At 65.6% G+C, this 17,780-nt stretch carries 14 protein-coding genes; 12 read left to right on the forward strand and 2 right to left on the reverse strand.

What is annotated here, in order from left to right; all coding sequences use genetic code 11:
- The 3 genes from dnaA (at position 1) to gyrB (ending at position 5,140) form a co-directional block, all read left to right on the forward strand.
- Complete coding sequence (dnaA, locus tag BAU07_RS00005) at positions 1-1,476, forward strand: chromosomal replication initiator protein DnaA (protein ID WP_066652377.1); 1,476 nt, start codon at positions 1-3, stop codon at positions 1,474-1,476.
- A 2-nt stretch (positions 1,477-1,478) separates the two neighbouring features.
- Positions 1,479-2,588: a DNA polymerase III subunit beta gene (dnaN, locus tag BAU07_RS00010; protein ID WP_066665764.1), complete on the forward strand. Its 1,110-nt coding sequence runs from the start codon at positions 1,479-1,481 to the stop codon at positions 2,586-2,588.
- Positions 2,589-2,686: 98 nt separating this feature from the next.
- Entirely contained in the window at positions 2,687-5,140 is a 2,454-nt protein-coding gene (gene gyrB, locus BAU07_RS00015) for a DNA topoisomerase (ATP-hydrolyzing) subunit B (RefSeq protein WP_066652380.1), read from the forward strand.
- A 96-nt stretch (positions 5,141-5,236) separates the two neighbouring features.
- Here gyrB and BAU07_RS00020 read toward each other — a convergent pair whose 3' ends face one another.
- Positions 5,237-6,280, reverse strand: a complete 1,044-nt coding sequence (locus tag BAU07_RS00020; RefSeq protein ID WP_066652390.1) for a methyltransferase — start codon at positions 6,278-6,280, stop codon at positions 5,237-5,239.
- A 185-nt stretch (positions 6,281-6,465) separates the two neighbouring features.
- Here BAU07_RS00020 and BAU07_RS00025 point away from each other — a divergent pair, with 185 nt between their 5' ends.
- From BAU07_RS00025 to BAU07_RS00050, 6 genes are all read left to right on the forward strand, one after another.
- On the forward strand, positions 6,466-7,767 hold the full coding sequence (locus BAU07_RS00025; RefSeq protein WP_066652393.1) for a glycosyltransferase: 1,302 nt from the start codon (positions 6,466-6,468) through the stop codon (positions 7,765-7,767).
- A 92-nt stretch (positions 7,768-7,859) separates the two neighbouring features.
- Complete coding sequence (locus BAU07_RS00030; RefSeq protein WP_066652396.1) at positions 7,860-8,699, forward strand: HTD2 family dehydratase; 840 nt, start codon at positions 7,860-7,862, stop codon at positions 8,697-8,699.
- 147 nt (positions 8,700-8,846) lie between these two features.
- On the forward strand, positions 8,847-10,004 hold the full coding sequence (locus tag BAU07_RS00035; RefSeq protein WP_066652402.1) for an acyl-CoA dehydrogenase family protein: 1,158 nt from the start codon (positions 8,847-8,849) through the stop codon (positions 10,002-10,004).
- 9 nt (positions 10,005-10,013) lie between these two features.
- The gene (locus BAU07_RS00040; RefSeq protein ID WP_066652405.1) at positions 10,014-11,192 is read left to right on the forward strand and encodes a CaiB/BaiF CoA transferase family protein; all 1,179 of its coding nucleotides are present in this window, start codon (positions 10,014-10,016) and stop codon (positions 11,190-11,192) included.
- 68 nt (positions 11,193-11,260) lie between these two features.
- Positions 11,261-12,634 carry an MmgE/PrpD family protein gene (locus BAU07_RS00045; RefSeq protein WP_066652408.1) on the forward strand — a complete coding sequence of 458 codons (1,374 nt, stop codon included), beginning with the start codon at positions 11,261-11,263 and terminating at the stop codon, positions 12,632-12,634.
- Between the two features lie 148 nt (positions 12,635-12,782).
- Positions 12,783-13,703: a LysR family transcriptional regulator gene (locus BAU07_RS00050; protein ID WP_066652414.1), complete on the forward strand. Its 921-nt coding sequence runs from the start codon at positions 12,783-12,785 to the stop codon at positions 13,701-13,703.
- Here the strand turns inward: BAU07_RS00050 and BAU07_RS00055 are convergent.
- Positions 13,678-14,583 (reverse strand): LysR family transcriptional regulator, encoded by a 906-nt coding sequence (locus BAU07_RS00055; protein WP_066652416.1) that lies wholly within the window; start codon positions 14,581-14,583, stop codon positions 13,678-13,680. The genes BAU07_RS00050 and BAU07_RS00055 overlap by 26 nt on opposite strands.
- Positions 14,584-14,702: 119 nt before the next feature.
- Between BAU07_RS00055 and BAU07_RS00060 the strand changes: the two genes are divergently transcribed.
- The 3 genes from BAU07_RS00060 to BAU07_RS00070 are packed head-to-tail and all read left to right on the forward strand — an operon-like array spanning position 14,703 to position 17,767.
- Positions 14,703-15,860, forward strand: a complete 1,158-nt coding sequence (locus BAU07_RS00060) for an iron-containing alcohol dehydrogenase family protein (RefSeq protein ID WP_066664394.1) — start codon at positions 14,703-14,705, stop codon at positions 15,858-15,860.
- Between the two features lie 18 nt (positions 15,861-15,878).
- On the forward strand, positions 15,879-16,754 hold the full coding sequence (locus BAU07_RS00065; protein WP_066652419.1) for a TauD/TfdA dioxygenase family protein: 876 nt from the start codon (positions 15,879-15,881) through the stop codon (positions 16,752-16,754).
- Positions 16,755-16,774: 20 nt separating this feature from the next.
- A complete protein-coding gene (locus BAU07_RS00070; RefSeq protein WP_084025023.1) occupies positions 16,775-17,767 on the forward strand; it encodes a Bug family tripartite tricarboxylate transporter substrate binding protein in 993 nt (330 codons plus the stop codon).
- Positions 17,768-17,780 lie beyond the last annotated feature (13 nt).

The raw sequence follows: 17,780 nt of genomic DNA on the forward strand, positions 1-17,780 counted from the left end.
ATGAAAGAATTCTGGCAGACCTGCGTCAGTCGTCTTGAGCAGGAACTCCCCCCCCAACAAATCAGCGCGTGGATCCGTCCGCTCGTACCCCTTGCGTTCGATGAGGCGCAGGCGGTCCTGCGCATTTCCGCGCCCAATCGGTTCAAGCTCGACTGGGTGCGCAAGAACTTTGCCCACCAAATCGAAACGCTGGCGGCGGAGTGGTATCAACGCCCGGTACAGGTGCAGTTCGAGCTTCCCGCCGGGACCGCCACGCCCCGCATGCCGGTGGCACGCCCCGCGCAGGTGAACGGTTCCACCGCGCCGGGCGGGACCATGCCGGAGGCTGCTCCGGCCCCCAACGGCGCCGGGCCGGCGGCAACCGCGCCGGTACCGGCCGCGGCAGCGCACCCGGTACCCGCCGCCACGGTGGCCGCCGCCGTCAACGCCGATGCGGCCAACCTGGTCTACGAGCGTTCGCGGCTGAACACGGACCTGACCTTCGAAAATTTCGTCACCGGCAAGGCCAACCAGCTGGCGCGCGCGGCGGCTTTGCAGGTCGCGGAGAACCCGGGCACTTCGTACAACCCGCTGTTCCTGTATGGCGGGGTCGGGCTGGGCAAGACGCACCTGATACACGCCATCGGCAACGCCATGGTTGCGGCCGGTACGGGGGTGCGTGTGCGCTATGTGCATGCCGACCAGTATGTGTCCGACGTCGTGAAGGCCTATCAGCGCAAGGCGTTCGATGACTTCAAACGCTATTACCATTCGCTCGACCTGCTGCTGATCGACGATATCCAGTTCTTTTCGGGCAAGAACCGCACGCAGGAAGAATTCTTCTACGCGTTCGAGGCCATGGTGGCCCAGCGCAAGCAGATCATCATCACCAGCGATACCTATCCCAAGGAATTGGCTGGTATCGACAGCCGGCTGATCTCGCGCTTCGACTCGGGATTGACGGTGGCGATCGAGCCGCCCGAGCTCGAAATGCGCGTGGCCATCCTGCTGCGCAAGGCTGAATCCGAAGGCGTGCCCATGCCGGAGGAAGTGGCCTTCTTCATCGCCAAGCACCTGCGCAGCAATGTGCGGGAACTGGAAGGCGCGCTGCGCAAGGTGCTGGCCTATGCCCGCTTCCATGGCCGTGACGTGGTCACGGTGGACGTGTGCAAGGACGCGCTGAAGGACCTGCTGTCCGTCTCGAACGGGCAGATCACGGTCGAGAACATCCAGAAGACGGTCGCCGACTTCTACAAGATCAAGGTCGCCGACATGTATTCGAAACGGCGTCCCGCGAATATTGCGCTGCCCCGCCAAGTGGCCATGTACCTGGCCAAGGAGCTGACCCAGAAAAGCCTGCCGGAAATCGGAGACCTGTTCGGTGGCCGCGACCACACCACCGTCCTGCACGCCGTGCGCAAGATCTCCGACGCCCGCGGCAAGCTTGCCGAGCTCAACCATACCCTGCACGTGTTGGAACAAACTCTAAAAGGATGAACATGCAACTCGTACAAACCACACGCGATGCATTGCTGAAACCGCTGTCGACTGTGGCGGGCATCGTCGAAAGACGCCATACCTTGCCCATTCTGGCGAACATCCTTATGCGCAAAGAGGCCAACAAGGTTTCGTTCATTGCGACGGACCTGGAAGTGCAGATCACGACGCAAGCCGAGTTCGGTGTCGGAGCCGAAAACGAGTCCATCACGGTGGCGGCGCGCAAGCTGCTCGATATCCTGCGCGCCCTCCCCGATACGGGGGACGTCAAGCTGGCGCTGGCCAGCAACAAGCTCTCGGTGCAGACCGGCAAGAGCCGCTTTGCCCTGCAGACGCTGGCCGCCAGCGAGTTTCCGACCGTGGCGCAGCCCGAGCAGTGGGATGTATCCCTGACGCTGACGCAGAAGAGCCTGCGCCACCTGTTCAATATGGTCTATTTCGCGATGGCCCAGCAGGACATCCGCTATTACCTGAACGGCATGCTGATGGTGTTCGAGCCGGGACGCCTGCGTGCGGTGGCGACGGACGGCCACCGCCTGGCCCATTGTTCCACCGACGTGGAAGGCATTACCGAGCGCCACGAAGTGATCGTGCCGCGCAAGACCGTACTGGAAATGCAGCGCCTGCTGGACGACAGCGACGCACCGGTGTCTGTGGACGTGGCGCCGGGCCAGATCCGCTTCCGCTTCGGTGACGTGGAACTCGTCTCCAAGCTGGTCGAAGGCAAGTTCCCCGACTTCACGCGCGTGATTCCGACGTCCTATACGCGGCATTTCCTGGTCAGCCGCGACGCCTTGCAAGGCAGCCTGCAGCGTGCCGCCATCCTTACCACGGACAAGTTCAAGGGCGTGCGCCTGCAGCTCGCGCAGAACCTCATGAAGATCTCCTCTTCCAACGCCGAGCAGGAAGAAGCGCAGGAAGAACTGGATATCGACTACGGGCACGAGCCCCTGGACGTGGGCTTCAACGTCAGCTATCTGCTGGACGTGCTGGGCAACGTCAAGACGGAAGAAGTGAAATGGTCGGTAATGCCGGACCAGAATGCTTCAGCCCTCATTACCCTGCCTGATGACGAGCAGTTCAAGTACGTCGTGATGCCGATGCGCATCTGACGCCCTGCGCTGGTCGTCCCTCACCGCGGCATCGCTGTACGCCAGCGCCGCGGTCCGGCCGTATTCCGGCCGCCTTATTCGTGCAATCAAAGAGATTTATGTCCGACACTCCGAACACCACTCCCGAGAACGCCGGCTACGGTGCCGATTCGATCAAGATGCTCAAGGGGCTGGAGGCCGTGCGCAAGCGCCCCGGCATGTATATCGGCGATACCTCCGATGGCACCGGCTTGCACCACATGGTCTTTGAGGTGGTCGACAACGCCATCGATGAGGCGCTGGCGGGGTATTGCGACGATATCGTCGTGACGATACACACCGACAACTCGATCTCGGTGACGGACAACGGCCGCGGCATTCCGACGGATATCCATAAGGAAGACGAGTTCGGGCGCAGCGCGGCCGAGATCGTCATGACCGAACTGCACGCAGGCGGCAAGTTCGACCAGAACTCGTACAAGGTGTCGGGCGGCCTGCACGGCGTGGGCGTGTCGTGCGTGAACGCGCTGTCCGAATGGCTGCGCCTGACGATCCGGCGCAACGGCGAAGTCCATGAAATGGAGTTTCGCCAGGGCCAGCGCGTGAATCCGTTGACCGTGACGGGCAAGACCGAAAAGCGCGGCACCGAAGTGCGCTTCCTGGCCGATCCGCAGATCTTCAACCACATCGAGTACCACTACGACATCCTGTCCAAGCGGCTGCGCGAGTTGTCGTTCCTGAACAATGGCGTGAAGATCCGCCTGGTCGACCAGCGCCAGGGCAAGGAAGAGAACTTCGCGTTCTCCGGCGGGGTCAAGGGCTTCGTCGAGTACATGAACCGCAGCAAGACCGTGCTGCATCCCAATGTGTTTTCGGTCAGCACCGAATCCAGCGCGGGCGGCGTACCGGTGACGGTCGACGTCGCCATGCAGTGGAACGACAGCTATTCCGAGAACGTGCTGTGCTTCACCAACAACATCCCGCAGCGCGATGGCGGTACCCACCTGACCGGCCTGCGCGCCGCCATGACGAGGGTGCTGAACAAATACATCGCCGACAACGAACTGGCCAAGAAGGCCAAGGTCGAAACCTCGGGCGATGACATGCGCGAAGGCCTGAACTGCGTGCTGTCGGTCAAGGTGCCGGAACCGAAGTTCAGCAGCCAGACCAAGGACAAGCTGGTATCCAGCGAGGTGCGGCCGGCCGTCGAGGACGCCGTCGCACGCACGCTGGAAACCTGGCTGCTGGAGCATCCCATCGACGCCAAGGCATTGTGCGCCAAGATCGTCGAGGCGGCGCGGGCCCGCGAGGCCGCGCGCAAGGCGCGCGAGATGACGCGCCGCAAGAGCGTGCTGGAAGGCGCCGGCCTGCCCGGCAAGCTGGCGGATTGCCAGGAGAAAGACCCGGCGCTGTGCGAGCTTTACATCGTCGAGGGCGACTCCGCGGGCGGCTCGGCCAAGCAGGGTCGCGACCGCAAGTTCCAGGCGGTGCTGCCCCTGCGGGGCAAGGTACTGAACGTGGAGAAGGCGCGTTTCGACCGCCTTATCGCCAGCGAGCAGATCGCCACCCTGATCACCGCGCTGGGAACCAGCATCGGACCGGATTTCAACGCCGACAAGCTGCGCTATCACCGCCTGATCATCATGACCGACGCCGACGTGGACGGCGCGCACATCCGCACGCTGCTGCTGACGCTGCTGTATCGGCAGATGCCCGAACTGGTGGCGCGCGGGTATGTCTACATCGCGCAACCGCCGCTGTACAAGGTCAAGGTCGGGCGTGACGAGCGCTACCTGAAGGACGACCAGGAAGAAGCCATCTTCATGATGCAGGTGGCCCTGAAGGATGCGGTGCTGGTCCCGGCCGAAGGCGCCGAGCCGATTTCCGGCGACGCGTTGAGCGAGTTGGCGCGCCAGTACACGCTGGCGGACGCGGTCATCGCGCGTGCGTCGCGCATGATCGACGAGGCCGCCCTGTCCGCGATGGCGGAAGGCCTGGAAATCAGGATCGATACGCCCGAGGCCGCGCAGGAGACCGCGCAGCGCCTTGAGCAGGCCCTGTACGATCCGCTGTCGCCGCATGCGGTCAAGGTCTATGCCGAAGTTGACCCCACGACGGAAAAGCAGCGCCTGCTGCTGCACCGGATCCGCCACGGCAATGTGCGTGTCAGCGTGATCGACTCCACCTTCGTGGCGGGCGCGGACTATGGCGTGCTGTCGACGTCTGCCAAGACCTTCCTGGGCCTGATCGGCAAGGGCGCCGTCATCGCGCGTGGCGAGGGCGACAAGCGCAAGGAAGTGCCGGTGAGCGATTTCCGCGAAGCCATGCGCTGGCTGCGCGCCGAAGCGGAACGCAGCGTTTCCAAGCAGCGCTACAAGGGCCTGGGCGAAATGAATCCGGAGCAGTTGTGGGAAACCACGATGGACCCGAAGGTGCGTCGCCTGCTGCGCGTGCAGATCGAGGACGCGATCGCGGCCGACGAGGTCTTCACCACGCTGATGGGTGACGAGGTCGAGCCACGCCGCGCGTTTATCGAAACGCACGCGCTGTCGGCCAGCAACATCGATATCTGATCCCTATCGCGGGCCGGTCGGCCCGGGGTAGCGATACGCCGGGCCTTCGCGTTTTGGCATCGCCAGCGCGTGCGCGCCGGCGGCGATGCCGGCGCCTCATGGGCTTACCGGCGTGGCGGCCGCGACACTGACCGCTTCGATGACGATCATCGGCGTGCCGGTGCTCTTGACCGATTGCAGCCGCCAGCCCGCCGCACCGAGCAAGGCTTCGTATTCCTTCACGGTCCGTTCGCGCCCACCGGCGACCATGACCATCATGTTCATGTCCATCATGGCGCCGAAGCCCGGCTCTCCCGGTTCTCCCAATGCCAGTTCGATCACGGCCACGCGGCCGCCAGGACGAGCGGCGCGGCGGCAGTTTTCCAGGATGCGGATGCAGTCGTCGTCGCCCCAGTCGTGCAGGATGTACTTCAACAGGTAGAGGTCCGCGGGCGGCACCGATTCCAGGAAATCGCCGGCGAGCACGCCCAAGCGGTCGCCCAGCCCCAGGGCGTGGGCCTGCGCGGCCGCGGCCGGTACGACATGAGGCAGGTCCAGCACGATGCCGCGCAAGGCCGGATTCGCCGCGAGCAGCGCGTGCATCAGGGCGCCGTTTGCGCCACCGATATCGGCCGCGCATCCCACCCCCTCGGTGTCCAGGACGCGCGCGGTGCCTTGCGCCACGGCCGCGGTCATTCCGGTCATGCCCTGGGCGAACCACTGGCCTTCCTCGGGAACCTTGCGGTAGTAGTCCCAGATGTCGTCGTTCAGCGTGGCGGCCGTCTGCTGCTTGCCCGCGCGCACGGCCTCGGGAAGACGTCCCCACGGTGCCCAGTGCCCCGGCGCGGACAAGGCTAGCGCCAGGCCGCGCATGCTGGCCGGATTGTCCTTGGCCAGCATATTCAGCAGGGGCGTCGCGGCGAAGCCCGATGCTGGCGAATAGGTGGCCAGGCCCAGCGCGGCGCAGGCGCGCAGGAGCCGGAATGCGGCGCCGGGATCCAGTTTCTCGCGGCGCGCGAAATCGTCGGCACTGATCGCGCCTTGTCCCAGGTGCTCGGGCAAGCAGTACAGGGCCGCCGCGCGTACGACCTGGGTCGTCCAGTAGGCGGTAATCATGCCCATCATGGTGGTGGCCGCGTCGCGGCCCTTGCTTTCTTCCATCGCGCCTGCTCCTTGGGTTACAGAAACGCGCGGTCGCTGGCCACGCCTTTCCATAACGACGTATCGCCGCCTTTTATTCCCGCCGATTCAAGCCGTCCTGTCCGGAATAAAGCCGCCGGAACGCCCGTTCTATGCGCTGAACGACTTTCCTTTGCCGCCGTACAACCCCACAGGACCGGACGACCATGAAGATTCTGCTCGCGGCTACACCCATTCCCGGCCATGTCGATCTCATGCTGGCGATGGCCCGCATGCTGGCATCGTCGGTGCATGAGGTGCACTTCGCGACGGCAACGGCGTACCAGGCGCGGGTCGAAGCCACCGGTGCGCGCTTCCTGCCGTTCCAGGGTCGCGCCGATGTGGACCTGCCCGACGTCGACGGGATATCCGGCTCGCGCCTCCGATCCGTCGGAATGGCGATGCAGCGGGATTGTCCCGAGCGTGTCCTTTTCGATGCGATACCGGACCAGTACGCGACCCTGCGAGCGACCCTGGTGCGCTACGAGGCGGACATCGTCATCGCCGACAGCCACTGTTTCGGCACCCTGCCCTTGCTGCTCGATCACAGCCGTGCGCGTCCGCGTGTGATGCATTGCGGGGTTTCCTGCCTGAAGTACCGGGTTGCCGACAGCGCCTCCGTATACGCTGGCGATGCCGCGCCCGCCATGCCGGACGCCCGCCGTCATCAGCACGCATGCGAGGCTGATGGCGATACGCCAGGGATGGCGTCGATGCAGCAATACCTGAACGCGCGCCTGGCCGAGGCCGGCGTCGGACCGCTGCGCATGGATGCCCTGACCGCCGCCATCGCGCTGCCGGACGCCTATGCCCAGCCCAGCATTGCGGAGTTCGAGAATTGCGGACGCGCGCTGCCGCCCTCCGTACATTTCCTGGGCGCGCCGAATCCCGCATCGGGCGGAGCCTTGCCCGATTGGGCCTATGAGCTGGACGGGTCGCGCCATGTGGTGCTCGTGACCCAGGGTACGGTGGGCAACGGCGATCCGGGGCGGTTGATCGCGCCGACGCTGGACGCGATGGCGAACGAAGCGGATGTGCTGGTGCTTGCCTGCACCGGGGACCGGCCGGTGCAGGCAATGCGGGGCGCGATTCCGCCCAACGCGCGCCTCACGCCTTTCGTGCCGTTCGGCTGGTTGATGCCCCGGGTGGACGTCGTTGTCACCCACGGGGGCTATGGAACCGTAAACCTGGCCTTGAAGCATGGCGTCCCATTGGTCGTGGCGCCATCGACGGAAGGGGAGTCGGATGTGGCCGCCCGCGTGGCGTGGAGCGGCACGGGGATCGACCTGCGTTCCGGCGGGCGTTCGGCCGTGGGTCTCAGGGCCGCCATACGCGCCGTGCTGGACGAGCAAAGGTACCGCGCAGCGGCCTGCGGAATGGCGATGGCGTTCGCGCGCATCGATACCCGGCTATCGCTCTTGCGGTTGATACGCGAAACCGTCCTTCGCCGGCCGCCGGACGCTGCTTAACCACGGCGTAAGGGCGTCTTAACGAAAGGAAACTTCGCTAGAGGCCGCCGGCGGGGCATAGTTGAGGTATTCCAACGATAGGGAGACGCTTCATGCCGGACGCCGCCACCCCGCTCGAGGCCTGGCTGGACAAGACCGAGACGGTCGAGGATCAGATCACCGCCTTCCCCCTGGCCGCCTTGGCGGCGACCTTGCAGCGTGCCGATCCGGCGGGGGTCGTCCCGCCCTTGTGGCATTGGATGTACTTCCTGCCCATCACCCCCATGGATGAAGTCGGGCCGGACGGCCATGCGCGGCGGGGCGGTTTCCTGCCCCCGGTGCCCCTGCCGCGCCGGATGTGGGCGGGAGGCCGGTTGACTTTTCACGCGCCCTTGCGGGCGGGAGAGCAGGCCACTCGCACGTCGACAATCACGCATATCGAGGACAAGACCGGCCGCAGCGGGCGCCTGGTCTTCGTGACGGTGCAGCACCGCTATGCGGTGGACGGGCAGACGCGGGTGGAGGAAGAGCACGATATCGTTTACCGCGAGGCGCCCGGCCCGCAGGCGGCGCCGCCACGCCCCCAGCCGGCGCCCCAGGACGAAGCATGGTCGCGTGTCGTCGAGCCGGACCCGGTGCTGCTGTTCCGCTATTCCGCCCTGACCTTCAACAGCCACCGCATCCATTACGACCATCCCTATGTGACGCAGGAGGAAGGCTATCCCGGCCTGGTGGTGCATGGGCCGCTGATCGCCACCCTGCTGGTCGACCTTCTGCACCGCGAGCGTCCCGACGCGCGTTTGCGCGCGTTCGCGTTTCGCGCCATACGGCCCACGTTCGCGGGCTCGTCCTTTACGGTGTGCGGCAAGCCGGGCGATGGCGGCGAGGTGTCCCTCTGGGGCAAGGACCACGAGGGTTTCCTGACGATGCAGGCGACCGCCACGCTCGCGTGAACCCATGACCGGCAGCGATGCGGCGGCCGACGCGTCGACACGCAGGGGCTTCACAATCAAGGCTTGGCGACGAAGGACTCACCGACTACGCCGCGCACGCGCGTAGCCACGGTGCCACGGCAGGACCATACGAAAGGTATTTACGCCATGAACGCGCAGGACGCATTCCAGGACATCCGCGAAGCGGTACGTGACCTATGCGGGCAATTTCCGCCCGAGTACTTCCGCCAGATCGACGAGGCGCGCGGCTACCCCGAAGCCTTCGTCGACGCCTTGACCAAGGCGGGATGGCTGGCCGCGCTGATCCCGCAGGAGTACGGCGGATCGGGCCTGGGATTGACCGAAGCATCGGTCATCATGGAGGAAATCAACCGTGCCGGCGGCAATGCCGGTGTGTGCCATGGCCAGATGTACAACATGGGCACGCTGCTGCGTCACGGCTCGGCGGAGCAGAAGCGCGCCTACCTGCCGCGCATCGCCACTGGCGAACTGCGGCTGCAATCGATGGGCGTCACCGAACCGACTACCGGTACCGACACAACCCGCATCAAAACCACGGCGGAGCGGCGGGGCGACCGCTACGTGGTCAACGGACAGAAGGTGTGGATTTCCCGGATACAGCATTCGGACCTGATGATCCTGCTGGCGCGCACCACCCCCTTGCCCGAGGTCAGGCGCAAGTCCGAGGGCATGTCCATCTTCCTGGTGGATCTGCGCGAGGCCATCGGCAAGGGGCTGACCGTGCGCCCGATCCGCAATATGGTCAACCACGAGACCAACGAACTGTTCTTCGAAAACCTGGAGATCCCGGTGGAGAACCGCATCGGGGAGGAAGGACAGGGCTTCAGGTACATCCTGGATGGCCTGAACGCCGAACGCACGCTCATCGCCGCGGAGTGCATCGGCGACGGCCATTGGTTCGTCGACAAGGTCAGCGACTATGCCAAGGAGCGCGTGGTGTTCGGCCGGCCCATCGGGCAGAATCAGGGCGTGCAGTTCCCCATCGCACGCGCCTATGTCAATGTGGAGGCCGCCAGCCTCATGCGGTTCGACGCGGCGCGGCGTTTCGATGCGAACGAGCCGTGCGGGGCACAGGCGAATATGGCCAAGCTGCTGGCGGCCGATGCGTCCTGGGAGGCCGCCAACGCCTGCCTGCAGTTCCATGGCGGGTTCGGCTTCGCCAGCGAGTACGACGTGGAACGCAAGTTCCGCGAGACGCGGTTGTACCAGGTCGCGCCCATATCGACCAACCTGATCCTGGCCTATGTCGCCGAGCACGTGCTGGGCCTGCCGCGCTCGTTCTGAGGAACAGTCATGAGATCGTTGGAAGGCATCAAGGTCATCGCGCTGGAACATGCCATCGCCGCACCATTCTGCACGCGCCAACTGGCGGACCAGGGCGCGCGCGTCATCAAGATCGAACGGCCCGGCACGGGCGACTTCGCCCGCCGCTACGACGAGCGCGTGCACGGCCTGGCCTCGCACTTCGTATGGACCAATCGCTCCAAGGAAAGCCTGACGCTGGACCTGAAGCAGCCGCAGGCGCAGCGCATCCTGCACACCCTGGTCGCCGACGCCGATGTGCTGGTGCAGAATCTCGCACCCGGCGCCGCCGACCGGCTGGGCATGGGCTACACCGCCCTGACGGCGCGGAACCCGCGGCTGATCGTTTGCGATATCTCCGGCTATGGCGCGGACGGGCCTTACCGGGACCGGAAGGCCTACGATCTGCTGATACAAAGCGAATCCGGTTTCCTGTCGGTGACGGGCTCGCCGGACGAACCCGCCAAGGCCGGCTGCTCGATCGCCGATATCGCGGCGGGCATGTACGCCTATACCAGCATACTCAACGCCCTGCTGACGCGGGCGCGCACCGGGCGCGGCTGCCGCATCGATGTGTCGATGCTGGAAAGCATGGTCGAGTGGATGGGCTATCCGCTTTACTACGCGATGGACGGGCAGCCGGCGCCGCCGCGCGCCGGGGCCGCGCATGCGACCATTTATCCCTACGGGCCGTTCCCCGCAGGCGATGGCAAGGTTGTCATGCTGGGCTTGCAGAACGAACGCGAGTGGAAACTGTTTTGCGATGGCGTATTGCGCCAGCCGCAGCTGGCGTACGACGAGCGCTTCGCGAGCAACTCGGCACGGTCACGGGCGCGCGACGCCTTGCGTGAAGTCATCGTTGCCTGTTTCGCCGGGCTGACCGCGCAACAGGTCATCCAACGCCTGGATGCCGTGGGCATTGCCAACGCCCGCATGAACACGCTGCACGAAGTCTGGGAGCATCCGCAGCTTCGCGCGCGCGAGCGCTGGCGCCAGGTCGATGCGCCCGGCGGCCCCATCGCGGCCCTGTTGCCACCAGGAACGACGGACGACACCGATGTCCGGATGGACGCCGTGCCGTCCCTGGGACAGCACACCGAAGCGATACTCGCCGAGCTGGGCTACGACGCCAGCGCAATCGCCGCGCTGCGCGCGTCCGGCGCGGTTTGACCAGGAGCGGACGGGCAGGCGGCGGCCCGCCGCCTGCCTTCGCGCCGCGCCACCAAGGGAGCATCATCATGAGCACTGCACATGCCAGCCGCGAACTCGCACAGTTCGCCGCGCAATTGCGATACGACGCGATACCGGCTCCCGTGGTGGAGCGGACCGTCAACCTGTATGTGGATTGGCTGGGTTCCGGGCTGGCCGGCAAGGGCGCGCGGCCGGTGGATAGCATCGCCCGCTTCGCCCGGCAGGCGGGCGGGGTGGGCGGGGCCGCCGAAGTCCTGATCGACCGCGCCGGCGCGTCGGCCTACTTCGCCGCGATGGTGAACGCCGCCGCTTCGCATTTCGTCGAGCAGGACGATGTACACAATGGCTCGGTGCTGCATCCCGCCACGGTGGTGTTCCCCGTGGTGCTTGCGCTGGCCCAGGCGCATGGCGCATCGGGCCGAGACGTCATCACGGCGGCCGTTGCGGGCTATGAGGTGGGCATCCGCGCCGGGGAGTTCATGGGGCGCAGCCACTACAAGGTCTTCCACACCACCGGCACGGTTGGCACGCTGGCGGCCGCCGCGGCGGCGGGCCGCTTGTTGCGACTGGATCCCGAGCGCATGCTCCATGCCTTCGGTTCGGCCGGCACGCAGGCCAGCGGCTTGTGGGAATTCCTGCGCGACGCGGCCGATTCGAAGCAACTGCACACCGCGATGGCGGCCGCGAACGGATTGATGGCTGCCCAGCTGGCGGCGGACGGCTTCCGCGGCGCCACGCATATCCTGGAAGGCCCGCAGGGCATGGCGGCCGGCATGTCGACCGATGCGGATCCGGCGCGCCTGCTGGACCGCCTGGGGACCCGCTGGGCTACCCTGGAAACGTCCTTCAAGTATCACGCGGCCTGCCGGCACACGCATCCGGCCGCCGACGCCCTGCTGGCGGTGATCGGCGAGCATGGACTGGAGCTGGCGGATATCGCGCAGGTCGTCGCGCACGTGCACCAGGGCGCCATCGACGTGCTGGGCAATGTGGTGGTGCCGCAGACGGTGCATCAGGCGAAGTTCAACATGGGCACGGTGCTGGGTATCGTCGCGCAGCGCGGCTACGCCGGCGTCAACGAATTCGAGGACGGCTACTCCCGGCCGGAGATCGCCGCGTTCCGCGACAAGGTGCGCATGGTCCTGGACGAGGAAATCGACGCGGCCTACCCGGCACGCTGGATCGGCAAGGTCAGCGTAACGACCACCGGCGGCCGCGTGCTGCACGGGCGCGTGGACGAACCCAAGGGCGATCCCGGCAACACGCTGTCGCGTGACGAGATATCCGCCAAGTTCCTACGCCTGGCAGCATTCTCCGGCGCCGCCGGTCCGGAAGAGGCGCGCGCGATGCTGGCGCACGCCTGGGAATTGCCAGACCAGCCCGTGGTCGGCAGCGTGTTCGCCGCCCGGATCGCCGCGTGACCCGAGGCGCCGCCGCCTTCCCGGTGACCCTGAACGGCGCGGGCGCCCGCGCTTGAAGTACGGCGCCGGCCCCTGTGGCGCCGACGCCGGGCGCCGGGGTGCCGGTGTACCATGTCCCCACCCTGCAATCTGGCCCGGCCGTGCGGACATGCATTTCGATTTCGTGGACTTGCGCCTTATCGTCAATCTGGCGGATACGAGGAATCTGGCTCGCGCCGCCGAGCGACTGCACCTGTCGGCACCCGCCGCGAGCAATCGCATCCGCAACCTCGAACGCGACCTTGGATTCCCGCTGCTGTACCGCAGCGCGCAGGGCATGACTCCAACACCGGCGGGCGAAGCGTTCGTGCACCACGCGAGGCTGGTCCTCGAACGCGTCGAGCACCTGGCCGGCGACATGCACGAGTATGGCGAAGGGATCAAGGGCCATGTACGCATCTGGGCCAACACGACGGCGATCACGGAGTTCCTGCCCGCGGCCCTCAGCACATTCCTGAGGGACTACCCGGACGTCAATATCGATCTGCGCGAAGTGCTGAGTGGCGACATCATCAAGGGGGTGGGGGACGGTGCCACGGACATCGGGATCGTTGCAGGCAACGTCCATCCCGGGCGGCTGGAGGTGCTGCCCTATCGCGACGACCGCCTGGTATTGGTGACGGCCATGCAGCACCGGCTCGCGGGGGAGCGATCCGTGGACTTTGCTCAGACGCTGGGCGACAACTACGTCAGCCTGCCGACTTCCAGCGCCATCCATCTGTTCCTCGACCATGCCGCGCAGGCACTTGGAAGTCGTATCAAGCTGCGCATCCAGGTCGGCAATTTCGAGGCGGCATGCCGCATGATCGAAGCCGGCGTCGGCATCGGCGTGGTGCCGCGATCCGTGGCCCGGCGGCACGCGCGCTCGCTTGCCATCGCCATCGTCGGGCTGAACGATGCATGGGCCGAGCGCAAGCTGAAGATCTGCGTGCGCAGCCTCGCGGCGCTACCGTCCTTCGCGCGGGTGCTGGCGGAAAGGCTGACCGCCGAGGCGGATGGTCCCGCTACTGCTTCCAATCCGCATCCTTGAACCACGCTCGCAGGTGCTCGACAAACAGCCTCACCTTGTACGGCAGGTGGCGCTTGCTCTGCACGATGGCGTAGATGTCCAGGCCTTCGGGACGGTACTCGGGCATCAGCACTTCCACGGCTTTGGCGCGCAGATCGTTCTCCACCATATAACGCGGATGCATGGAAATCCCGTGCCCCAGCTTGGCCAGGTGCAGGATCGATTCCCCCAGGTTGGAGCTGAATGACCCGGCCACGTGCACCACATGAGTGTTGTTGCGCCGGTCCGTGAAAGTCCAGGTGCCGGTCGGCGCCTTCAGGCTGTGGATCAGGCAATTGTGGTTCTCCAGATCCTTGGGCGTCAGCGGCGTGCCGTGCGCCTTCAGATAGGCGCGGGTCGCGACAATTACCTGGGGCACGACGGTGATGCGGTAGGCGATCTGGTTGGTGTCCTTCAGGCGCGGCGCGATACGCACGGAGAGGTCCAGATTTTCCGCGATCAGGTCGCTGCGCCCGTCGTCCAGCAGCAGGGACACCCGGATGGCGGGATAGCGTTTCAGGAAGTCCTCGATCGCGGGGGCCAGGTGTACGGCGCCGAAGGACGGCGGCGTACCCATGCGGATGCGGCCGGTCGGCGTGCGCACCGGGCCCTGCACCAGCTCCTTCAGGCCGCGCGTGGCCAGGGCCAGCGTGTCCGCGTTTTCCAGCAGCAGCCTGCCGCTTTCGGTCAGGCTGACATGCTTGGTGTTGCGGTTGAAGAGCTGCACGCCGAAGTAGCTTTCCAGCCAGGCGATCTTCTTGGTCACCGAGGATCGGCTCGAAGCCCGGCTCTCGGCAGCCTTCGAAAAGCTGAGGCTCTTGCCTACCTCCTGGAAGACCTCCATGCAGTCGATCAGGTCCATGCGTCTGTTTCCAAAATGGAAAAAATGATTTCGTGGCACGGGTCTTCTGCGTGGGTGCGCCGGTCACTAAACTGAAGATCCTGTTTTCACGCAACGCGCCGGCATGGCGCCGGCCCGGCATGAATCCCAGCGATTTCGATTATCACCTGTTCGGCACGCATGTACGTTTCGGTGACGGCGTTTCCACCAGCGTGGGCGCGGAGTTGCGGGCGCTGGGGCTGTCGCGACCGGTGGTCCTGACGCAGGATCGCATTGCGACATCGGGGCACTATGCCGCCATCCTGCAGGCCTTGCGCGATGCCACGGTGCTGGAACGCCGCGGCATCCCGCCGCATTCCAGTGTCAGTTTAATCGAAACAATGGCGCCAGACGTGGCGGCTTTCGGTGCCGACTGCGTGATCGCGGTCGGCGGCGGCAGCGTTGCCGATTCGGCGAAGGCCCTTGCGCTGTTGCTGGCCGAAGGCGGGCGCCTGGCCGACCACGTCACGGTGTTCCGCCCTCCTTCGACCGTCGAGATTCCGCTGCGCACGCGGCCCAAGCTTCCCATCATCGCCATTCCTTGCACCGCGTCCGGCGCGGAGGTGACCTCGTCCTTCGGCGTGCGGGACGGTGGGCACGACAAGCGCATGTTCTGGAATCGCCAGGTGTCCGCCTCCACCATCCTGATCGACCCCGTGCTGGCCCGGGACGTCGCCATGCCGACGATGCGATACACGGCCATGAACGGTATCGCGCACTGTCTGGAAGGCTTGTATTCCCGGGGCCGCTCCATCGTGTCCGATGGCATGGCGGTGCAGGCCATGGGGCTGTTCCAGCATGCGCTGTGTACCCCGGCGCTGGACGAGGCGGCGCAGCGCCGCCTGATACTCGCGGCGGCGCACCTGGCCGGCATGGTGCTGTCGATGGCGCGCAGTTGCCTGCATCATGCGATCTGCCACGTGCTGGGCGCCCGGCACAGCCTGCCCCACGGCCTGGTCAATACGGTGATCCTGCCGCACGCGCTGCGCTTCAATGAAGAGACTGCCGCGCCCTTGCTGGCGCCGGCACTGGACGTCGTGAATCGGCAAGGCCAGCGCGAATATGCGCGCCTGTCGCAGTGGCTGCAGGACGTGGCACAGGAGCTGTCCTTGCCGAGACGTCTGCGCGACATCGGTGTTGCCGAAGGCGAATTGCCCGATCTTGCCCGTCACGTCATGACGGAACGCGGCCTGGCCCTGAATCCCCGGCCTGTCGCCGACGCGGCGGATGTGCTCGCGATCCTGCGCCAGGCCTTCTAGACACCTGTAGGAGACGTTATGGACATCGTCGCAAGCGGCGCCGCGCTCGGCGCCACCATCGAGGGCATCGATCTGGCCCTACCCCTGTCGCAAGAGGACTACCGCGGCATCGAACAGGCGCTGGGCCGCTACGGCGTGGTGTGCTTTCCGCGTCAGACGCTGGACGCGGCCGACCTGAAGCGCTTCGCGCAGACCTTCGGCACGCTGGAAGTGAACGTGGCGAACCTTTACCACGAGCCGGACATGCCCGAAGTCATGATCCTGTCCAACATCGTAGAGAATGGCAAGCCCATCGGGCTGAGCGACGCGGGGCAGGACTGGCATACCGATATGTCCTATAGCCGCACCATCGCCTTCAGCAATGTGCTCTATGGCATCCGCATTCCCATGCGCGACGGCAAGTCGCTGGGCAACACGGAGTTCTGCAATATGCACGCCGCGTATGAGGGCCTGCCCCAGGACCTGAAGCAAGAGCTGGACGGCATGACGATCACGCACGACTTCAACAAATTCTGGGAGATGATGCGGCGCGAGAAAGGCAGTACGCGCCCGCCGCTGACGGAGGAGCAGCGCAAGCGCAAGCCGCCGGTGTCGCATCCCGTCTTTTTGGTGCATCCGATTACGGGCCGCAAGGTCCTGTACGCGAATCCCGGCTATTCCGTGCGCATCAATGAATTGCCGGAAGCGCGCAGCGACGAGGTGCTGCGCTTCCTGTTCGAGCATCAGCTGCAGGAAAAATACCGCTACCGCCACAACTGGCGCGAAGGCGATGTACTGATGTGGGACAACATGGGAACCATCCATAACGCGGTGGCCGATTACCGACCGGATGAGCCTCGCTTGATCAAGCGCTGCCAGGTCATGGCCGACAAGTACTTCCCCGAGCTGTACTGACGAAGAACACGGAGAGAGACATGAAAAAACGATATATCGCCAGCGTGATGCTGGCTGTGGCGGCCGCCTTGCCGCTGTCGGGCACGGCACGCGCCGACGACTATCCTTCGCGGCCCGTGCGCATGGTGGTGGGCTATGCCGCCGGCGGTCCCACGGATGTGGTGGCGCGCATCGTGGCCAAGCACATGTCGGAAAGCCTGGGCGCATCCGTCGTGGTGGAGAACAAGCCGGGCGCCAGCGCGCATATCGCCGCGGCCGACGTCATGCGGTCACCGCCCGACGGCTACAAGGTGCTGGTGACCTCGCTCACCCTGAACGTGAACCCGCTCCTGTATCCGGACCGCTACGACTATGATCCCGTCAAGGCCTTCGAGCCGATCAGCAACTTCGCCAACAATCCGCTGGTGGTGGTGACCAACTACGACTCGCCGTACAAGGACCTCAAGAGCCTGATCGCGGACGCCAAGGCGCACCCCGGGAAGCTGACCTTCGGTTCGTCGGGCGTGGGCGGCTCGGCGCACCTGGCCGCGGAGATGCTGTCCACCATGGCCGGCATCAAAATGGTCCACGTGCCGTTCAAGGGGAACGGACCGGCCTTGCAGGAAATGGTGGCTGGTCGCATCACATTCATGTTCTATCCCAGCGTCGGCATCCCCAACTACGTGGCCGCCAAGCAACTGCGCGTGCTGGCCATCGGGACGGACAAGCCGGAGAAGGAGTTCCCCGGAGTACCGACGCTGGATAGCCTGGGTTTCAGCGGTTTCCAGCAGGGTGCGCCCTGGATCGGCATGCTGGCGCCGGCCGGCACGCCCAAGCCCGTCGTGGACAAGTTGAACAAGGCCGCGGTCGAAGCCCTGCGCAAGCCCGAAGTGCGTGAACAGCTCGCCCAGCTGGGCGCCGTCGTGGTCGGGGATAGCCCCGAACAATTCCGCAAGTTCCTCGTCGAGGACAAGGCCCGCTGGGCCGAAGTCATCAAGAAAGGCAACGTGACCGGCAGCGCGGCGGGTGGCTGAGGCCGGGCGACGC

It is taken from the genome of Bordetella flabilis (genome assembly GCF_001676725.1).
Taxonomy (GTDB): Bacteria; Pseudomonadota; Gammaproteobacteria; order Burkholderiales; family Burkholderiaceae_B; genus Bordetella_C; species Bordetella_C flabilis.

What these genes read in the sequence shown, in the direction of transcription:
- BAU07_RS00065 (WP_066652419.1), top strand. Translation starts at nt 15,879, where the DNA reads ATGGACATCGTCGCAAGCGGCGCCGCGCTCGGCGCCACCATCGAGGGC.
- BAU07_RS00045 (WP_066652408.1), top strand. Translation starts at nt 11,261, where the DNA reads ATGAGCACTGCACATGCCAGCCGCGAACTCGCACAGTTCGCCGCGCAA.
- BAU07_RS00040 (WP_066652405.1), top strand. Translation starts at nt 10,014, where the DNA reads ATGAGATCGTTGGAAGGCATCAAGGTCATCGCGCTGGAACATGCCATC.
- BAU07_RS00020 (WP_066652390.1), bottom strand. Translation starts at nt 6,280, where the DNA reads ATGGAAGAAAGCAAGGGCCGCGACGCGGCCACCACCATGATGGGCATG.
- dnaN (WP_066665764.1), top strand. Translation starts at nt 1,479, where the DNA reads ATGCAACTCGTACAAACCACACGCGATGCATTGCTGAAACCGCTGTCG.
- BAU07_RS00035 (WP_066652402.1), top strand. Translation starts at nt 8,847, where the DNA reads ATGAACGCGCAGGACGCATTCCAGGACATCCGCGAAGCGGTACGTGAC.
- dnaA (WP_066652377.1), top strand. Translation starts at nt 1, where the DNA reads ATGAAAGAATTCTGGCAGACCTGCGTCAGTCGTCTTGAGCAGGAACTC.
- BAU07_RS00025 (WP_066652393.1), top strand. Translation starts at nt 6,466, where the DNA reads ATGAAGATTCTGCTCGCGGCTACACCCATTCCCGGCCATGTCGATCTC.
- BAU07_RS00055 (WP_066652416.1), bottom strand. Translation starts at nt 14,583, where the DNA reads ATGGACCTGATCGACTGCATGGAGGTCTTCCAGGAGGTAGGCAAGAGC.
- BAU07_RS00030 (WP_066652396.1), top strand. Translation starts at nt 7,860, where the DNA reads ATGCCGGACGCCGCCACCCCGCTCGAGGCCTGGCTGGACAAGACCGAG.
- BAU07_RS00060 (WP_066664394.1), top strand. Translation starts at nt 14,703, where the DNA reads ATGAATCCCAGCGATTTCGATTATCACCTGTTCGGCACGCATGTACGT.
- BAU07_RS00070 (WP_084025023.1), top strand. Translation starts at nt 16,775, where the DNA reads ATGAAAAAACGATATATCGCCAGCGTGATGCTGGCTGTGGCGGCCGCC.
- BAU07_RS00050 (WP_066652414.1), top strand. Translation starts at nt 12,783, where the DNA reads ATGCATTTCGATTTCGTGGACTTGCGCCTTATCGTCAATCTGGCGGAT.
- gyrB (WP_066652380.1), top strand. Translation starts at nt 2,687, where the DNA reads ATGTCCGACACTCCGAACACCACTCCCGAGAACGCCGGCTACGGTGCC.